The organism is Stenotrophomonas sp. Iso1, from assembly GCF_027497995.1.
In the GTDB taxonomy this organism is placed as follows: Bacteria; Pseudomonadota; Gammaproteobacteria; order Xanthomonadales; family Xanthomonadaceae; genus Stenotrophomonas.
Window position 1 is genome coordinate 225,475 of record NZ_JAODBT010000003.1, and the last position, 18,508, is coordinate 243,982.

Here is an 18,508-nt window from a genome sequence, read left to right on the forward strand (position 1 = left end):
AGAATGGCGGGCAACGCCTTGTTACCTGATACGCGGGAATCCCGTCACATCAGGCCGGTCCCGCATACCGCCCTATCTCGACGGGCAGCGCGCCCCCTTAAGCGGTCGCCTGCATGGCGAACTCCTGCGACTGCAACGACGGAAGCGACGAGGCATTGATCTGTGCCAACAACTCCCGGGTCTCCACGGCCGTGGCCAGGCCCAGCTCTTCGCGCAGCAATGCCTCGAATCGGTAGTACACGTGCGACGCCGAGGCTGGCATGCCAATACCGGCATGCGCACGCATCATCCGTCGCGCATGCGCTTCGCTCCACGGATCACGTTCGACCAGCGCACGCGCCAACATCACCGCGTGCTCCCACTCACCGGCCTCCAATGATTCGTCGCAACATCTTTCGGTTGCATCCACCAATTGACGTTCCATTTCCTGGCGCGTGGTCTCCAGCCAGCTGAGGAAGTCCACTCCCCCCAGATCCTCCATGTCGTCGAGGAAGTTGCGCTGCTCAGGCACCATCTGCAGCAGCCGGCAAGGCGCGCTTCGTACCAGGTCGACGTCGAATAATGGCTGGGCGTCGCGCATCAGCCCTACACGGGTGCGCTCGATACACAACACGCCCGGCCCCAATTCCTGGCTGCAATAGCGGTTGAGATTGCTCAACACCTGCCGCAGATTGGTCAGCGCACTGGTCTCGCCCAGCCCCGGCCAGAACAAGGACGCCAGCATCGTGCGTGAATGCAGTCGATTGGACTCCACGGCCAGATAGCCCAGCAGCGCCCAGCCCTTGCGATAGATCAGGGGCGCAGGCAATCCCTCGTTACGCCCCATCAGTTGCACCAGCTGCCGGCCCTGGCCCATTTCTGACCATTCACAGCTGACCTTCGACGTCACAGCCATTTTCAGTTCCGATGACAGCGCCATGAAATCCCCCGCCCTGAGCCACGCAAAAGCAGCCCTCTATCTGACAAACCGTTGAAAGCGACCAGATCCCCTCATTCGGTTGCCGCATTCTTCAAAACAGAAGGCCACCAACCCCAGTTTTCCGCGCAATGTGGCCCCGTACTTTCCCCAAGGCGCCTAGGTTTCAGTCGAAACCAAGCCGCTGTGAAGCGGCTTACGAAGGATTTCCTGACAATCACAGCTGCAAGCGTTGACACGCCCATCGCACAGATGGTTATCTCGGTCTTATGTTGCAACGCCACACCACCGCCCACCTGACTTCGACCCCGGCCTCCGCCGCGGCGTCGCTGCTTGTACTCGTACTTATTACCGAGCCAACAGGTGCGGGGCGAACTGGCGCGTAACAAGAAAAAGCCAGATTCGATAAAAGACCCCGCGCCGACCCCGGTGCGGGGTTTTTCGTTTCCAGCCTCTATTTCATCTGAAACCATGTTCTCGACCGATACCGCCAAACCCGAACACACCGCATGCGACACCAAGCGCTCCGCTTCGGCGTGCAGGGTGATCCGTCAGCCCCACCCGGCCGCTGCGTCCTGACGCGACGGCCGTTTTTTTATCACTGCACGATTCTCTTCATCGCAAGGAACCCAAGCACCATGAGCACCAACGAACTGCCCCAGATCAAAATCGCCGTTGTCGGTTACGGCAGCCAGGGCCGCGCCCATGCCCTGAACCTGCGTGAATCCGGTTACGACGTTGTGGTCGGCCTGCGCGCCGGCGGCCCCACCGAAATCAAGGCCAAGGCCGACGGCTTCACCGTCAAAACCCCGGCCGAAGCGGTCAAGGATGCCGATCTGGTCGCGGTGCTGACCCCGGATATGGTGCAGAAGAGCCTGTACAACGAGGTGCTGGCACCGAACATGAAGCAGGGTGCCTGCCTGCTGTTCGCCCATGGTCTGAACGTGCATTTCGGCATGATCACCCCGCGCGAAGACTTGGACGTGGCACTGGTGGCGCCGAAGGGCCCGGGTGCGCTGGTACGCCGCGAGTACGAAATCGGCCGCGGCGTGCCGTGCATCTACGCGGTCCACCAGGACAAGAGTGGCAAGGCCGAGCAGCTGGCGTTGGCCTATGCCGCCGGCCTGGGCGGCGCACGCGCCAACATCATCAAGACCACCTTCAAGGAAGAGACCGAAACCGATTTGTTCGGTGAACAAGCCGTGTTGTGCGGCGGCGCGTCCTCGCTGGTGCAGGCCGGCTTCGAAACGCTGGTGGAAGCCGGCTACCAGCCGGAAATCGCTTACTACGAAGTGATGCACGAGCTGAAGCTGATCGTGGACCTGTTCTACGAAGGCGGCATCACCCGCATGCTGGAATTCATCTCCGAAACCGCGCAGTACGGCGATTTCGTCAGCGGCCCGCGCGTGATCGACGCGTCGGTGAAGGCGCGCATGAAGGACGTGCTGACCGATATCCAGAACGGCACCTTCACCCGGAACTGGGAAGCCGAGTACGACGCCGGCCTGCCGAACTACAAGAAGTTCCAGCAGGCTGACATGGAACATCCGATCGAAAAGGTGGGCAAGGAACTGCGCGCCAAGATGGTCTGGCTGCAAGCCCAGAACGCGTAAATCCCGCGGTCCCCCACCCGCAAAAGGCAAAGGTCGCTGCATGAACACTTCCACCCAAGCTGCATCCCGCAATGGTGCACGCTGGCTGACGCAGGCCCTGGAGGCCGAAGGCGTGCAAACGCTGTTCGGTTATCCAGGCGGCACCATCATGCCGTTCTATGACGCATTGGTGGATTCCAGCCTCAAGCACATCCTGGTACGCCACGAACAAGGTGCGGCACTCGCCGCCAATGGCTACGCCCGCGCCAGCGGCAAGGTAGGCGTATGCGTGGCCACCTCCGGCCCCGGCGCGTCCAACCTGGTCACCGGTATCGCCGATGCGATGCTCGACTCGGTACCGATGGTGTGCCTGACCGGACAGGTAGGCACCTCGCTGCTGGGCACTGATGCGTTCCAGGAACTGGATGTGTTCGGCATGACCATGCCGATCGTCAAACACAGCTGGCTGGTACGCAGCGTTGACGAGCTGCCGCAGGTGGTTGCCGAAGCCTTTCGTATCGCCCGTGAAGGGCGGCCCGGCCCGGTGTTGATCGACCTGCCCAAGGACGTGCAGTTGGGCGATGCCTCGCATCTGCCTGACCACGTGCCGGCGTCGGTCGATCCGGTGCCGGCACCGGATGCACAACGTCTGGCCGATGCGGTGGAGATGATTGCCGCTGCCGAAAAACCGGTGATCTATGGCGGCGGCGGCATCGGTCTGGCCGATGCGGTGAACGAGTTCCGCCAGTTCGTCGAATCCACCGGCATTCCCACCGTGCTGACGCTGCGTGGCCTGGGCGCATTGCCGGCCAGTCATCCGCAGTACCTGGGCATGCTGGGCATGCACGGCACCCGCGCCGCCAACATGGCGGTGCAGGAGTCGGACCTGCTGATCGTGGTCGGCGCCCGTTTCGATGACCGTGCCACCGGCAAGCTGGCCGAGTTCGCGCCGTTCGCACGCGTCATCCACCTGGATGCCGATGCGTATGAAATCTCCAAGCTGCGCAGCGCCGACCTGGCCATCCCGGGCAACCTCAAGACCGGTGTGCAGGCATTGGCCCGCATCCGTGGCAACTGCAACAGCTGGCGTGCCCGCTGTGCCGCCAACCGCGAGAAATTCGCTGCGCGGTATGACGCGCCGGGCAAGGACATCTATGCACCGGCGCTGCTCAAACGCCTGAGCGAAGTGGCCCCGCCGGACACCGTCATCGCCTGCGATGTGGGCCAGCACCAGATGTGGGTGGCGCAGCACTGCCGCTTCAACCATCCGCGCAATCACCTGACTTCCGGTGCACTGGGCACGATGGGCTTCGGCCTGCCAGCCGCGATGGGCGCGCAGTTCGCCTGTCCGGACCGTACCGTGGTGCTGGTCTCCGGTGATGGCAGTTTCATGATGAACGTGCAGGAGCTGGTCACTATTGCCCGCTGCCGCCTGCCTGTGAAGATCGTGTTGTTGGACAACGCATCGCTGGGCATGGTCCGCCAGTGGCAGGAGCTGTTCTTCGCCGAGCGTTACAGCGAGATCGATCTGTCCGACAACCCCGATTTCGCTGCGTTGGTCCGGGTATTTGGCATACCCGCCACCCGCATCACCCAGCGCGCCGAAGTGGAAGACGCACTGGCTGCGCTGCTGGATACACCGGGCCCTGCGTTCCTGCACGTGGCCATCGACGCCCGCGCCAACGTGTGGCCACTGGTACCGCCGAACTACGCCAATAGCACCATGCTGGACAGTAACCCCGCCCACACTACCGCTTCGCAGGAGAGTTCCAATGCAGTACCGGCTTGACCTGGTGTTGAAGCCTGCCGAAGGCGCATTGGTGCGCGTGATCGGCATGGTTGAACGCCGTGGTTTTTCACCCAGCAACATCGCCGGAAATCGCAATGCCGACGATGCCGGGCGCTGGCATGTGCAGATGGACATCAACGGCACGCGTCCGCCGGAAACCCTGCGTCACCAGTTGGAAAAGGTTTACGACTGCGAATCCGTACGCGTGGTACCGGTCGTCGTAGGTGCCGACGTATGAACAGTGACGTAGGTGTACGACGGGGGAACGGCAAGCAGGTAACCGCGAAGGGACGCTCTTCGCGCCTGTCGCCGTTCTCCCTGCAACGGAGGCATCTTCTTTGTCGCGCTGGGAAGCACGCACTGGAAGCGGGGAATGCAGATTCCCTGCAACCGTCGCCGTTCCCTGCGCGACGGAGGCGTCTTCTTCAACGTCCTGCCGTCTTCCTCCATTCCCTGCGCCCTGTTTCCTGTTCGTTGCTCCGCCGGCACTCCCGTGTCTGAGCATGGCCGCCCCATCGTATTCACCGACAGCGTTGGAGACGTCAACGTCAGCGTCGCCGATGTATTGGCCGCGCAGGCTCGCCTGCGCCGCTTCCTGCCGCCTACCCCGCTGCATTACGCCGAACGTTTTGGCACTTGGCTGAAGCTGGAAAACCTGCAGCGCACTGGTTCGTACAAGGTGCGCGGTGCATTGAATGCGATGCTGGCCGCGCTGGAACGCGGTGATGAGCGCACAGTGATCTGCGCTTCCGCCGGCAACCATGCACAAGGCGTGGCCTGGGCCTCGCACCGCCTGGGCCTGCAGGCCATCACGGTGATGCCGCATGGCGCGCCGGCGACCAAGATCGCCGGTGTGCAGCATTGGGGCGCCACCGTGCGCCAGCACGGCAACAGCTACGACGAGGCCTACGCGTTCGCACGCGAATTGGCCGATCAAAATGGCTACCGCTTTCTGTCCGCGTTCGATGATCCCGACGTGATTGCTGGCCAGGGCACGTTGGGTATTGAACTGGCACCGCATGCTCCGGACGTGGTGATCGTGCCGATTGGCGGCGGTGGTCTGGCTTCCGGTGTGGCGCTGGCATTGAAATCCCAAGGCGTGCGCATCATCGGCGCGCAGGTGGAGGGCGTCGATTCGATGGCCCGCGCCATCCGCGGCGACATCAGCGAAATCGATCCGGTGCCAACCCTGGCCGATGGCGTCAAGGTCAAGATCCCCGGCTTCATCACTCGCCGCCTGTGCGCCAGCCTGCTGGACGATATCGTCATCGTGCGTGAAGCCGAGCTGCGCGAAACGCTGGTGCGGCTGGCACTGGAAGAACACGTCATTGCTGAAGGCGCGGGCGCACTGGCCCTGGCGGCCGGCCGTCGTGTGGCAGGCAAGCGCAAATGTGCAGTGGTGTCTGGCGGCAATATCGATGCCACCGTGCTGGCCACGCTATTGTCCGAAGTGCGGCCACGCCCACCGCGTAAACCTCGACGGCGCAACGGCGAACGACTTAGAAGCCGCGCCACTTCGCCCCCGTTACGCACACTCAAATCCGAATTACCCCCCATTTCCGTTACCGCAGTCGAGGAGACCCTCTGGTGAATACTCCAACCAACCCCACCCCGCGAATTACCATCTTCGACACGACTCTGCGTGACGGCGAACAATCCCCGGGCTGCAGCATGACCCCACCGCAAAAGCTGGTGATGGCGCGCGCCCTGGCCGAGCTGGGCGTAGACGTGATCGAAACCGGTTTCCCGGCGAGTTCCCAATCCGATCGTGATGCGATGGCGATGATCGGCCGCGATATCCGCGAGCCGGTCTTGGCGGTGCTGTCACGCTGCCTGGCCGCTGACATCGAAACCTCGGTCAAGGCGCTGGAGGCTGCTGCCAAGCCGCGCCTGCACCTGTTCCTGTCCACCAGCCCGCTGCACCGTGAGCACAAGCTGCGCATGAGCAAGGAGCAGGTACTGGAGTCCGTGCACAAGCACGTGACGCTGGCGCGCGGTTATCTGGACGACGTCGAGTTCTCTGCCGAAGATGCCACCCGCACCGAACTGGACTTCCTGACCGAAGTGGCGCAGGTCGCTATCGCTGCCGGCGCGCGCACCATCAATCTGCCCGATACCGTCGGCTTCACCACACCGGATGAAATCCGCGCGATGTTCCAGCACGTCATCGGCAATGCCGCTGGCGCGGACAAGGTGATCTTCAGCACGCATTGCCATAACGACCTGGGCCTGGCCGTCGCCAATTCGCTGGCCGCCATCGAAGGCGGCGCGCGTCAGGTGGAAGGTTCGATCAACGGTATCGGTGAACGCGCTGGCAACTGCGCCCTGGAAGAAATCGCGATGGTGTTGAAGGTACGCAATGCCTTCTACAACTTCGACACCGGCTTCGACACCCAGCGCATCGTCCCCACCTCGCAGCTGCTGTCGCGTCTGGTCGGCATGCCGGTACAGCGCAACAAGGCCATCGTCGGCGCCAATGCATTCGCGCATGAATCAGGCATCCACCAGCACGGCATGCTGCGCAACCGCAACACTTACGAAATCATGCGTCCGGAAGATGTGGGCTGGGAGTCTTCGCAGATGGTGCTGGGCCGCCACAGTGGCCGCGCTGCGGTCGAGGCACGCCTGCGTGCGTTGGGTTACTGGCTGGAAGAGGAAGAGCTGAAGCTGGTATTCGAGCAGTTCAAGGCGCTGTGCGAGCAGCAGCGTGTGGTCACCGACGCCGATCTGCAGACGCTGATGCAGGGCACCTCCAGCAGCGATGGCTACCGCTTGGCTTCGATGACCATCAGTGATGTTGGCAGCCGCGCCAACGCGCTGGTTGAACTGTCTGACCCGGAAGGCAACCGCGTTGCCGAAACCGCACAGGGCGATGGCCCGGTCGATGCATTGTTCTCTGCATTGTCGGCCGCGACCGGCGTGCAGCTGACCTTGGACAGCTACCACGTGCACAGCGTCGGCATCGGCGCCGATGCACGCGGCGAAGCCAACCTGAGCGTGCGCCACGCAGGCGAGATCCTGGAAGGCACCGGCACCAGCCGTGACATCATCGAAGCCAGCGCATTGGCATGGTTGGACGTCACCAACCGCCTGTTGCGCCAGCGCGAAAGCGTACAGACCCAGGAAGCCGTCAGCGCTTGAGCGCGGCGGCACATAGGCAACGGAATAGACAATGAGCTCCGCACCCAAAACCCTGTACGACAAACTGTGGGACGCACACGTCGTCGTCCCTGAATCCGACAGCGCCCCGGCGGTGCTGTACATCGACCTGCACCTGATCCACGAAGTCACCTCGCCGCAGGCCTTCACCGAACTGCGCGAGCGCGGCATCACGCCGCGCCGCCCGGAACGCACCAAGGCGACGATGGATCACTCCACACCAACGACTCCGGCAGGCGCCGATGGCAGGTTCACCTATGCCAGCAAAGCCTCCGAAGCACAGGTGGACATGCTGGCGAAGAACTGTGCCGAGTACGGCATCGAATTGTTCGACATGGCCTCGGCCAGTCGCGGCATCGTCCATGTCATCGCACCGGAACAAGGCTTCACCCAGCCGGGCATGACCATCGTCTGCGGCGACAGCCACACCTCCACGCATGGTGCGTTCGGCTCGCTGGCATTCGGCATCGGCACCAGTGAAGTCGGCCATGTGCTGGCCACGCAGTGCCTGCTGCAGCGCAAGGCCAAAACCATGTCCATCACCGTTGAAGGTGAACTGACGCCCGGCGTCGGCGCCAAGGACGTGGTGCTGCACATCATCGGCGTGATCGGCGTCAATGGTGGCACCGGCCATGTCATCGAATATCGCGGCTCCACCATCCGCGCGATGGACATGGAACAACGCATGACCCTGTGCAACATGTCCATCGAAGCCGGTGCACGCGCGGGCATGGTTGCGCCGGATCAGGCCACGTTTGATTGGGTCGCCAAGACGCCACGCGGGCCGAAGGGTACTGATTTCGACAAGGCCGTCGCCTACTGGAAAACGCTGGTCAGCGAAGAAGGCGCGCATTTCGATGTGGACGTGCGTATCAACGCCGCCGACATCCGCCCCACCCTGACCTGGGGCACGCACCCGGGCACCGCGATTGCGGTGGATGTACCGATCCCCGCCGCCAACGATGCTGCCGCGCAGAAGGGCCTGGACTACATGAAGTTCGAGGCTGGCCATGCACTGGCCGGCACGCCGGTGGACGTGGTGTTCGTCGGCTCCTGCACCAATGGCCGCCTGAGCGACATGCGCGAAGTGGCCCAGGTGCTGCGCGGCCGTCGTGTCGCTGATCACGTGCGCATGCTGGTGGTGCCGGGTTCGGAGATCGTCAAGCGCGATGCCGAAGCCGAAGGCATCCACGAGATCGTGCGTGCGGCGGGTGCGGAATGGCGCGAGCCGGGGTGTTCAATGTGCATCGCCATGAATGGCGATCTGGTCGCACCGGGCCAACTGGCGGTGAGCACCAGCAACCGTAATTTTGAAGGTCGCCAAGGGCCGGGCTCCCGCACGCTGCTGGCCTCGCCGATGAGTGCGGCATGGGCGGCGGTGAACGGCCATGTCGCCGATCCACGTGAACTGTTTGCCAAGGAGGTGGCGTGATGGCCGGTTTCCGTGCTCTGACTTCGCGCAGCGTGGTGCTGCGCCAGACCAATATCGACACCGACCAGATCATTCCGGCGCGGTTTCTGTCCACGACCGAACGCGCGGGCCTGGGCAAGAATGCGTTCAATGATTGGCGCTGGCAGGCAGATGGTTCGCCTACCCCGGATTTCGCCTTCAATCAACCGGAGAACGAAGGCCGCGCAATCCTGCTCGCCGGTCGTAATTTCGGCTGCGGTTCCTCCCGCGAGCACGCGCCATGGGCGCTGACCGACCTGGGCCTGCGCGCCATCGTGAGCAGCGAAATCGCCGATATCTTTCGCAACAATTCGCTGAAGAACGGCCTGCTGCCGATCGTGCTGGACGAAGCCGATGTTCAGGAGCTGATGCAGAACCCAGACGACGAACTGACCGTCGATGTCGCGGCCTGCGAACTGCGCACTTCCGGCGGCAAAGCGTATGCATTCCCGCTGGATGGCTTCTCGCAGACCTGTCTGCTGGAGGGCGTGGATCAGCTCGGCTGGCTGCTGGGCCGTGCCGATGAGATCGCAGGCTACGAGGCTGACCGCGCGGCATGAGCCTTCCCGTCTCCCGTTGAGATAACGTGCCCCCAAAAGGTCGGATGAGGGTGCATCAGCGGAAGCTGCGGTAGTGAGCACAGTTCATTGCTCCATCAACTGACTACGCAGCGTTTCGCCCCACCCTCACCCCAACCCTTCTCCCGCAGGGAGAAGGGTTTCAAACAAGACAGAACAACCGGAACCACTACATGCAAGCCAACATCGTCGTACTGCCGGGTGACGGCATCGGCCCTGAAATCACCGCCGTCGCCGTGGACGTACTCAAAGCCGTCGCCAGCCGCTTCGGCCACAGCTTCACTTTCAGCGAACACGACATCGGCGGCATCGCCATCGACAACCATGGCGAGCCACTGCCCGCGGCCACGCTGGAAGCCTGCAGCAAGGCTGATGCGGTGCTGCTCGGTGCAGTCGGTGGTCCGAAGTGGTCTGATCCAAATGCCAAGGTGCGCCCGGAGCAAGGTCTGCTGGCCATCCGCAAGGCGCTGGGCCTGTTCGCCAACCTGCGCCCGGTGCGCACGCATCCGGCGGCGCTGCACGCTTCGCCTATCAAACCGGAGCTGCTCACGGACGTGGACTTCGTGGTTGTGCGCGAGCTGACCGGCGGCATCTACTTCGGCGACAAAACCCGCGACGCCGACAGTGCCAGCGACCTGTGCCGTTACACCACCGTCGAAATTGAGCGCGTGCTGCGCAGCGCGTTCCGTCTTGCCCAACAGCGCCGTGGCAAGCTCACCTCTGTGGACAAGGCCAACGTGCTGGAAACCTCGCGCCTGTGGCGTGATATCGCCACGCGCATTGGCCGCGACGAATTTCCAGACGTCGAACTGGAGCACCAGCTGGTCGATTCAATGGCCATGCACCTGATCTCCAAGCCGCGCGCCTACGATGTGATCGTCACCGAGAACATGTTCGGCGACATCCTCACCGACGAAGCCTCGATGCTGGCCGGCTCGCTGGGCCTGCTGCCATCAGCCTCGCTGGGTGAACAAGGCAAGGTCGGTATCTTCGAGCCCATCCACGGTTCGGCGCCGGACATCGCCGGCAAGGGTATCGCCAATCCGTATGCCACCATCCTCAGCGCCGCGATGTTGCTGCGCCATTCACTGGGACTGGAGGCCGAAGCAGCCACCATCGAAGCGGCGGTCAGTGCCGCGCTCGATGCCGGCCAGTTCACTGCCGATCTTGCTGCGCAGGGGCAGGCACTTTCTACACAGCAAGCCGCGCAGGCAGTACTTGCGCAACTCAGCTGATTGCAACCGAACGCGGCCTTTGGCCGCGTTTTTGTTTGTGGCGGCGCAACGCAACCGCGCCGCTTACATTTGATGGGCGGCACGTTTCCGCCGGGTGGACAAACCGTTTTACTTTTCATTCTTGGATCTGTCGCTTCAGATCCCCCTCCTGAGAGGAATGCTCTTGAACTACCGTAGCCCCGACGACTTTCTGGCCCACGTGGCCAAGCGCGACCCCCATCAATCCGAGTTCCTGCAGGCAGTGAAGGAAGTGACCCACAGCCTGTGGCCATTCCTGCAGCACAACCCGAAGTACACGCAACATGGGTTGTTGGAGCGGTTGGTCGAACCGGAGCGGGTGATTCAGTTCCGCGTGGCGTGGGCGGACGACAAGGGCCAGACTCACGTCAACCGTGCCTGGCGCGTGCAGCACAGCTCGGCCATTGGCCCATTCAAGGGCGGCATGCGTTTCCACCCGTCGGTAAACCTGTCGATCCTTAAATTCCTGGCCTTCGAACAGACCTTCAAGAACGCGCTGACCACGCTGCCCATGGGCGGCGGCAAGGGCGGCTCGGATTTCGATCCCAAGGGCAAGAGCGACGGCGAAGTGATGCGCTTCTGTCAGGCATTGATGTTGGAGCTGTACCGCCACCTTGGCCCGGACACCGATGTACCGGCCGGCGATATCGGTGTAGGTGCGCGCGAAGTCGGCTTCATGGCCGGCATGATGAAAAAGCTCAGCAACAATGCCTCCAGCGTGTTCACCGGCAAGGGCCTGGCGTTTGGTGGCAGCCTCATGCGCCCGGAAGCTACTGGCTACGGCACGGTCTATTTCGTCGAGCAGATGCTGCACCACGCACGCCGCCAGACCCATGGCGCCAAGGTGTTGGTATCCGGCTCCGGCAACGTGGCGCAGTACGCGGCGATCAAGGCCGCTGAACTCGGCGCGCGCGTGCTCACCTTCTCTGATTCGGGCGGCACGCTGTATGCGCGCGACGGCTTCGACGAGCAGGGCATTCAGGACGTAATGGTGTTGAAAAACGAGCGCCGCGGCCGTCTTTCGGAGCTGGCCGATGATCCGCGTTTCGAATTCTTGGTCGACCGTCGCCCCTGGCACATTCCCGCCGACATCGCTCTACCTTGCGCCACCCAGAACGAGCTGGATGAATCCGACGCCCGCACCCTGGTGCACAACGGCGTACAGTGCGTCGCCGAAGGCGCCAACATGCCGTCCACACTGGATGCGGTGGATGTGTTCCTGCAGGCCGGCACGCTGTATGCGCCGGGCAAGGCCAGCAATGCCGGCGGCGTAGCGACATCAGGCCTGGAGATGAGCCAGAACGCCCTGCGCCTTTCCTGGCGTCACGCCGATGTGGACGAACGCCTGCACGTGATCATGAAAGAGATCCATGCCAACTGCGTACACCATGGCGTGCGCGCCGATGGCAGCGTCAACTACGTGGATGGCGCCAACATCGCCGGCTTCGTCAAGGTGGCAGACGCAATGTTGGCGCAGGGCTTGTACTGATCGATGTATGCACGCGGGCCGGAACCATTCCGGCCTGCGTCTTCATGCGGCCGAAGCGCGTGTCATGACAGCACCCGGTTACGGCCCTCGCGCTTGGCGCGGTACAAATGCCGATCGGCGGCGGCCAACAGGGTACGTATCGTGTCCTGATCCGGCCCCAGTGCCGCCACGCCGATGCTGCCGGAAATTGCGATATCCGGGTCCACTTCCTCGACCCGCAGGCGCGCCAGACGCATGCGCAGTTCCTGCAGCAGCGTTACCGCCTGGTCCAATGACATACCGCACAACACGATCAGGAATTCTTCGCCGCCGTAACGCGATACATATTGCCCGGCGCCTACCTGCAGTTGCAGCAGACCAGCCACTTCGCGCAGCACACGGTCGCCGGCTTCGTGACCAAAGCGATCGTTGACATGTTTGAAGTGGTCGATATCCAGCAACGCCACATTCAATGACGCACCCGTCCGCACGGCTTCACTCAGCATCTGCTGCAGGTGGGCATCGCCTGCGCGCCGGTTGGGCAGCCCGGTCAGCGCGTCATGCATGGCCATGTATTCCAGGCGCTGCATCAGGTTGTCGCGCTCCATGCCAGCTTGTTCCAGTGCATGGTTCTTCTCGCGCAGTTCCTGCGTGCGTGCACCGATCTCGGTATTGAGCAAACGCTGGCGGCGGCGGTAGCTGGCAGTGCGCCAACTGATCAACAGCAGCAGCAGGCCCACCATCGTCGCGGCAGCCAGCAGCAGCACCCAGGGCCGCTGCCAATACGGTGCGGCGATGTCGAACGCGATGCTGGTTTCGCCCACCCGCTCGCGGTTGTCCCAATCCAACGGCAATGCAATGGACTGAATCCGCAGCCGGTACTTTCCGGGCTGCAGGTTGGTGTACACCGCCTCGGTGCGGCTGCCGGCGTCTACCCAATCGGCATCGAAACCCTCCATCCGGTAGCGGTAACGCATCTTGTCGGGCGCGCGGAAGCCCAGACCGGCATAGGCCACGGAAATGCGCTCCACCTCCGCAGGCAAGTCATAAGCCACCCGCACCGGTTGCGGATTGCCATCGACCTCAACGCTTTCAATCGCCATGGGCGCTTTGCGTTGACGCACATAGCCATCGGCACGCGCCGGATCAATCAGCGCCAGGCCGCCAGCCGTGGGAAACAACAGCAGGCCTTCGCGCGTCATCCAGCCCGCTGGCGACGAGGCACCATTGCCCTGGCTGCTGGGCATGCCATCGTTGTGGTCGACCACATGCACGGCCAGATGACTGCGCGCGTTGGCGGCCACCGCCACCAGATCACTGCGCTCCAGCCGGAACACGCCCTGGTTGCTGGACAACCACAGGTACCCGTTGCCGTCATCAATGATGCGGAACAACTTGTCACGCGGCAGGCCGTTGCGGTGGTCGAACACAGTGAAGTCCAACCCGCGCTTACGCAGCAGGCCGTGGTCGGTGGCTATCCACACATCGCCATTGGCATCACCAAGGAAATCGAAAACGTAGCGCGCCGGGAAATCACTGTCCGCCGACCACGCCTGCAGGCGGCCATCGGTGGCCATAGCAGCCATGCCACCGTTGCAGCCAATCCACAGCACCCCGGCCGGGTCCCGATAAAGCGACAGCACGGCTAGTCCGGGCAACCCTTCCTTTTCACCGTAATGACGCAGTTCGCCGTCGCGGTAGCGATACAGGCCGTCGCTACTGCCAATCCACAAGGTGCCATCGTCATCCACCCGCAGCGCGCGCACCAAGGGCTGCAAGGCACCGGGCAGGACGATCTGCTGACGCACACGGCCAGCGCCATCCAACCGGTAGACGCCCTGGTTGTAAGTGCCGGCCCACACGTCATTACCTCGCGCGGCCAGCGCCAGCACCGAAGCGTCACGGCCGTTGCCGGGCACCAGCCGTACAGGCGTAGCGTGTTCGCCCTGGAGCCGATTCAAGCCTTCGGAGTGCCCCAGCCACACCACGCCATCATCGGACTGGATCACCGCACGTACGTAATCCGAGCCCAGGCCGTCTGCATGGGTCAGGCCACGTGCCGCGCCCTCGTCAACCCGGAACAGCCCATCGGTACTGCCGGCCCAAACCAGACCTTCGCGGTCGATCATCAACGCCGGGCTGACCTGGCCGGGAATGGCGATGCGCTCGCTGCGGCCGTCGACATACCGTTCCAGGCGCCCCGCTGAAAGACTCATCCACAGCGCGCCGTTGGCATCACGGCGCACGGAGTCCACGCGCTCGCCCGCCAGCAGATGCTCCTGCCGGCCGTCGCCGTGCAGCCAATGGATGCCATCGTCTGCTGCCACGATCCAGCCACCGCGGCTGTCGTCAACCAGATCACGCACCACCCAGCCGGCCGTCGCCTTCCAAGGCGCCAGCTGGCCTTTCCAGACGCGATGGACTCCGTGCTCGGTTGCCACCAGCAAAGCGCCGTCGCGATCGCTGCTCAGCGCGGTGATCGGCACCCTCGGCAGCCCCATTTCAGCACCGGCATCGAGCAGCTGGCCGGATGTCATCAGCCGCAACAACCGCTCCGCCGAGGCTATCCACAGCGCGCCGGAGGAATCACGCAGCATCGCGCTGACCGGCAGGTGGCGGGTGGCCTCCCCACCCACGGCTTCCCAGCGGCCGCGGTGATAGCGGTAGATACCGTCGGACATGGTGCCAAACAGCATGGCGCCATCGGCCTCGGCCAGGATGCTTTGCACCCCGGACAACTCGACGCCGGGTGTGTTCTGGCGGTCAAACACGGTGAAGCTGCGGCCGTTGAAACGCACCGCGCCTTCCCAGGTGCCCAGCCAGATGAAGCCGTCACTGCCCTGCGCCACCGACTGCACCAGGTTGTGCGGCAGACCCTGTTCCATACCCCAGCCAACCACGGTGTGGCGGGTTGCAGCCACAGTCGACCCAGCGCCGACGATCAGCAGCAACAGGAGGCAATAGCGCAGCGTCCGCGCCAACCAGGCGGCACGGGAACGACGAGCACAGTCATCGGATGGACTACGGGACAAACCTGCCTCCCCAGGCGTGGCCGGCCTCAGCCGGCCGGCTGTCCCAATTTAGCATCCAGCCGTGAGATTCACCCCTCCCCAGGGGTGAATCAGGCCAGCACCGGCCTCAGTGGGTGGCTTCGTCCGGGCGCACCCGGAACCACGCCGCGTACAGCGCCGGCAGAAACACCAGGGTCAATACGGTGCCCACGATCAAGCCACCCATGATCGAGATCGCCATCGAGCCGTAAAACGCACTGCGCGACAGCGGAATCATCGCCAGCACCGCCGCCAATGCCGTCAGCACAATCGGCCGGAAGCGGCGCACGGTTGCGTCGATGATGGCGTGCCAGCGGTCGTGCCCGGCGTCGATGTCCTGCTGGATCTGGTCGATCAGGATCACCGAGTTACGCATGATCATGCCCGCCAGCGCGATGGTGCCCAGCATCGCCACGAAACCGAATGGCACGCGGAAGATCAGCAGGAACAAGGTGGCGCCAATGATGCCCAGCGGTGCAGTGACAAACACCATCGCCGCCCGGGAGAAGCTGCGCAACTGCAACATCAGCAAGGTCGCCACTACCACCAGGAACAACGGCATGCCGGCCTTGATCGAGTTCTGGCCACGTGCCGAATCCTCGACCGTGCCACCGGTTTCCAACAGGTAACCGTCCGGCAGCTGCGCGCGGATGTCTTCCAGCGTCGGCAGAATCTGCTCGACCACACCCACTGGCAGCATGCTGTCACCGATATCGGCACGCACGGTGACGGTCGGCAAGCGGTCGCGGTGCCAGATGATGCCGTCCTCGAACACATGCTCCAGGCGAGCCACCTGCGACAACGACACCGGCTTGCCGCTTTCGGTCGGAATGGCCAGGCTGCCCAGCATGTCCAAACGCGCGCGCTCATCATCCGGGCCACGCAGCAGCATGCCGATCTGGCGGTTGCCTTCGCGGTAGGTGCTGACGCTGGTGCCCGACAGCGAGCTGCTCAGGAACTGTGCCAACTGCGCGCTGCTCACCCCCAGTGCCCGTGCGCGGTCCTGGTCGACGACCAGACGCACCACCTTGCTCGGCTCGTTCCAGTTGAGGTTGACGTTGGTGGTGTGCGGGTTCTCGCGCACCTTGTCCGCCACCTGCTGGGCAAGCGCCTGTACGCGTTCGATATGTTCACCGGACACCCGGAACTGCACCGGATAGCCAACCGGTGGGCCGTTCTCAAGACGCGTCACACGCAGCTGCACATCGTTGAACTTCGGCACTACTTCTTTCAACAACCACTCCCGCACTTCCTCGCGCGAATGGATGTCGTCGGCCAGCACCACGTACTGGGCGAAATTGGTGGCCGGCAGCTGCTGATCCAGCGGCAGATAGAAACGCGGCGAGCCATTGCCCACATAACCGACATAGTTGGCGACGCCCTTGCGCTGTTTGAGCAGCGACTCGAACTTCAGCGCCTGCGCCTGGGTGGCGGTCAAGGACGCGCCTTCGGCCAGTTCGATATCCACCATCAGCTCGGGGCGGGTCGAATCCGGGAAGAACTGCTGCGGCACGAAACGGAACATCACCAGCGAGAACACGAACAAGCCGATGGTGGCGAAAATCACCAGCCAGCGGCGCCGCAGACAGGCGTCAAGGAAGCGCCGGAAGCGCTGGTAGAACGCACTCTTGTACGGGTCGTGGTCGTGCGACAGCTCTTTGGGCCGGACCATGTTCGCCAGCGCCGGGTTGCGGTCAGCCCAACGCACGCGCAAGGCATACCAGCGCGCGGCAAGACTGCCGGGCTTGGGTGGCTGCGGGTTGTGCAGGTCCGGCAGCATCTTGTCGCCCAGGTAGGGAATGAACAGCACTGCCGCAATCCACGACACCACCAATGCAATCGTCACCACCTGGAACAGCGAGCGGGTGTACTCGCCGGTGCTCGATGCCGCAGTGGCAATCGGCAGGAAACCGGCCGCGGTGATCAGCGTGCCGGTCAGCATCGGAAACGCGGTTGACTCCCAGGCAAAGCTGGCCGCTCGCAATCGGTCGTAACCCTGCTCCATCTTGGTGGCCATCATTTCGACCGCGATGATCGCGTCATCCACCAGCAGGCCCAGCGCCAACACCAGCGCACCGAGTGAAATCTTGTGCAGGCCGATGTCGAACAGGTGCATGACGAAGAACGTCATCGCCAGCACCAGCGGGATAGACACCGCCACCACCAGACCAGTGCGCAGGCCCAGCGAGAAGAAGCTCACCAGCAGTACGATCACCACCGCCTCGGTGAGCACCTTGATGAACTCGCCCACCGAATCCTTCACCGCATGCGGCTGGTCGGACACCTTGCGTAGTTCCATGCCGATCGGCAGCGTCTTCTGCAGCTGGGCGAACCGCTCATCCAGGGTCTTGCCCAGCTTGAGGATGTCGCCGCCGTTCTTCATCGCCACCGCGATGCCGATGGCGTCCTCGCCCATGAAACGCATTTTGGCCGAAGCCGGGTCGGCAAAGCCGCGCTTGACCTCGGCGATGTCGCCCAGGCGCACGGTGCGGTCACCCGCGCGGATCGGGAAATCGCGGATCTCCTGCACCGATTTGAACTGGCCTGTGATGCGCAGTTGCACACGATCCGTGGGCGTCTCGAACCAGCTGGCTGGGGCCATCGCATTCTGCTGCGACAACGCCTGCTGCACCTGCTGCATCGATACACCCAGCGTGGCCAGCTTGGTGTTGGACAACTCAATCCAGACCTTCTCGTCCTGCAGGCCGAGCAGGTCCACCTTGCCCACGTCGTCCACCCGCTGCAGTTCCAGCTGGATACGGTCGGCGTAATCGCGCATCAGCGCATAGTCGAATCCCTTACCGGTCAGCGCGTAGATGTTGCCGAACGTATCGCCGAACTCGTCATTGAAGAATGGGCCGATCACCTCGGCCGGCAGTTGCGAGTGGATATCGCCTACCTTCTTGCGCACCTGGTAGAACAGCTCCGGCACGTCCTTGGAGCGCATCGAATCGCGCGCCATGAAGATCACCTGCGATTCGCCCGGCCGCGAGTACGACTGGATGAACTCGAACTCGCCGGTGTTCATCAGCGCCTTTTCAATCGGCTCGGTAACCTGCTTGGACACCTGCTCGGCGGTCGCACCGGGCCACATCGTCTGCACCACCATCGCCTTGAAGGTGAACGGCGGATCTTCCGACTGCCCCAGGTGCTTGTACGACCACGCACCAATGACCGCCATCGCGATCATCATGAACAACACTAGGGGGCGATTGCTCAACGCCCATTCGGAGAGATTGAAGCGGCGCACGCC

General features: G+C 63.3%; 12 protein-coding genes. 9 read left to right on the top strand and 3 right to left on the bottom strand.

The features are described from left to right. Window positions 1–97: 97 nt before the first annotated feature. Window positions 98–895, bottom strand: coding sequence for a BTAD domain-containing putative transcriptional regulator (locus tag PAN08_RS13930; protein ID WP_269792108.1), 798 nt, complete (start codon window positions 893–895; stop codon window positions 98–100). Window positions 896–1,554: 659 nt separating this feature from the next. Between PAN08_RS13930 and ilvC the strand changes: the two genes are divergently transcribed. From ilvC to gdhA, 9 genes are all read left to right on the top strand, one after another. Then, window positions 1,555–2,529, top strand: a complete 975-nt coding sequence (gene ilvC / locus PAN08_RS13935) for a ketol-acid reductoisomerase (protein WP_269792109.1) — start codon at window positions 1,555–1,557, stop codon at window positions 2,527–2,529. Window positions 2,530–2,569: 40 nt separating this feature from the next. Continuing rightward, window positions 2,570–4,297, top strand: coding sequence for an acetolactate synthase 2 catalytic subunit (gene ilvG / locus PAN08_RS13940; RefSeq protein WP_269792110.1), 1,728 nt, complete (start codon window positions 2,570–2,572; stop codon window positions 4,295–4,297). Continuing rightward, window positions 4,281–4,535 carry an ACT domain-containing protein gene (locus PAN08_RS13945; RefSeq protein ID WP_269792111.1) on the top strand — a complete coding sequence of 85 codons (255 nt, stop codon included), beginning with the start codon at window positions 4,281–4,283 and terminating at the stop codon, window positions 4,533–4,535. Before ilvG ends, PAN08_RS13945 begins: the two co-directional genes overlap by 17 nt. Before the next feature lie 255 nt (window positions 4,536–4,790). Continuing rightward, window positions 4,791–5,888, top strand: coding sequence for a threonine dehydratase (locus PAN08_RS13950; RefSeq protein WP_269792112.1), 1,098 nt, complete (start codon window positions 4,791–4,793; stop codon window positions 5,886–5,888). Next, a complete protein-coding gene (locus tag PAN08_RS13955) occupies window positions 5,882–7,438 on the top strand; it encodes a 2-isopropylmalate synthase (RefSeq protein WP_269792329.1) in 1,557 nt (518 codons plus the stop codon). Before PAN08_RS13950 ends, PAN08_RS13955 begins: the two co-directional genes overlap by 7 nt. Window positions 7,439–7,469: 31 nt before the next feature. Then, complete coding sequence (gene leuC, locus PAN08_RS13960; protein WP_269792113.1) at window positions 7,470–8,888, top strand: 3-isopropylmalate dehydratase large subunit; 1,419 nt, start codon at window positions 7,470–7,472, stop codon at window positions 8,886–8,888. After that, a complete protein-coding gene (gene leuD, locus PAN08_RS13965; RefSeq protein ID WP_269792114.1) occupies window positions 8,888–9,466 on the top strand; it encodes a 3-isopropylmalate dehydratase small subunit in 579 nt (192 codons plus the stop codon). Before leuC ends, leuD begins: the two co-directional genes overlap by 1 nt. Window positions 9,467–9,657: 191 nt before the next feature. Beyond that, window positions 9,658–10,719: a 3-isopropylmalate dehydrogenase gene (leuB, locus tag PAN08_RS13970; RefSeq protein WP_269792115.1), complete on the top strand. Its 1,062-nt coding sequence runs from the start codon at window positions 9,658–9,660 to the stop codon at window positions 10,717–10,719. 157 nt (window positions 10,720–10,876) lie between these two features. Then, window positions 10,877–12,226, top strand: coding sequence for an NADP-specific glutamate dehydrogenase (gene gdhA / locus PAN08_RS13975; RefSeq protein WP_269792116.1), 1,350 nt, complete (start codon window positions 10,877–10,879; stop codon window positions 12,224–12,226). Between the two features lie 62 nt (window positions 12,227–12,288). Here gdhA and PAN08_RS13980 read toward each other — a convergent pair whose 3' ends face one another. Together PAN08_RS13980 and PAN08_RS13985 are read right to left on the bottom strand one after the other, a co-directional pair. Next, window positions 12,289–15,237, bottom strand: a complete 2,949-nt coding sequence (locus PAN08_RS13980) for a ligand-binding sensor domain-containing diguanylate cyclase (RefSeq protein ID WP_269792117.1) — start codon at window positions 15,235–15,237, stop codon at window positions 12,289–12,291. A gap of 106 nt (window positions 15,238–15,343) precedes the next feature. After that, window positions 15,344–18,505 (bottom strand): efflux RND transporter permease subunit, encoded by a 3,162-nt coding sequence (locus PAN08_RS13985; RefSeq protein WP_269792118.1) that lies wholly within the window; start codon window positions 18,503–18,505, stop codon window positions 15,344–15,346. Between the last annotated feature and the right edge of the window lie 3 nt (window positions 18,506–18,508).

Coding starts and splice junctions, on each gene's coding strand:
- PAN08_RS13930 (WP_269792108.1), bottom strand. CDS start 895: ATGGCTGTGACGTCGAAGGTCAGCTGTGAATGGTCAGAAATGGGCCAG.
- ilvC (WP_269792109.1), top strand. CDS start 1,555: ATGAGCACCAACGAACTGCCCCAGATCAAAATCGCCGTTGTCGGTTAC.
- ilvG (WP_269792110.1), top strand. CDS start 2,570: ATGAACACTTCCACCCAAGCTGCATCCCGCAATGGTGCACGCTGGCTG.
- PAN08_RS13945 (WP_269792111.1), top strand. CDS start 4,281: ATGCAGTACCGGCTTGACCTGGTGTTGAAGCCTGCCGAAGGCGCATTG.
- leuC (WP_269792113.1), top strand. CDS start 7,470: ATGAGCTCCGCACCCAAAACCCTGTACGACAAACTGTGGGACGCACAC.
- leuD (WP_269792114.1), top strand. CDS start 8,888: ATGGCCGGTTTCCGTGCTCTGACTTCGCGCAGCGTGGTGCTGCGCCAG.
- leuB (WP_269792115.1), top strand. CDS start 9,658: ATGCAAGCCAACATCGTCGTACTGCCGGGTGACGGCATCGGCCCTGAA.
- gdhA (WP_269792116.1), top strand. CDS start 10,877: ATGCTCTTGAACTACCGTAGCCCCGACGACTTTCTGGCCCACGTGGCC.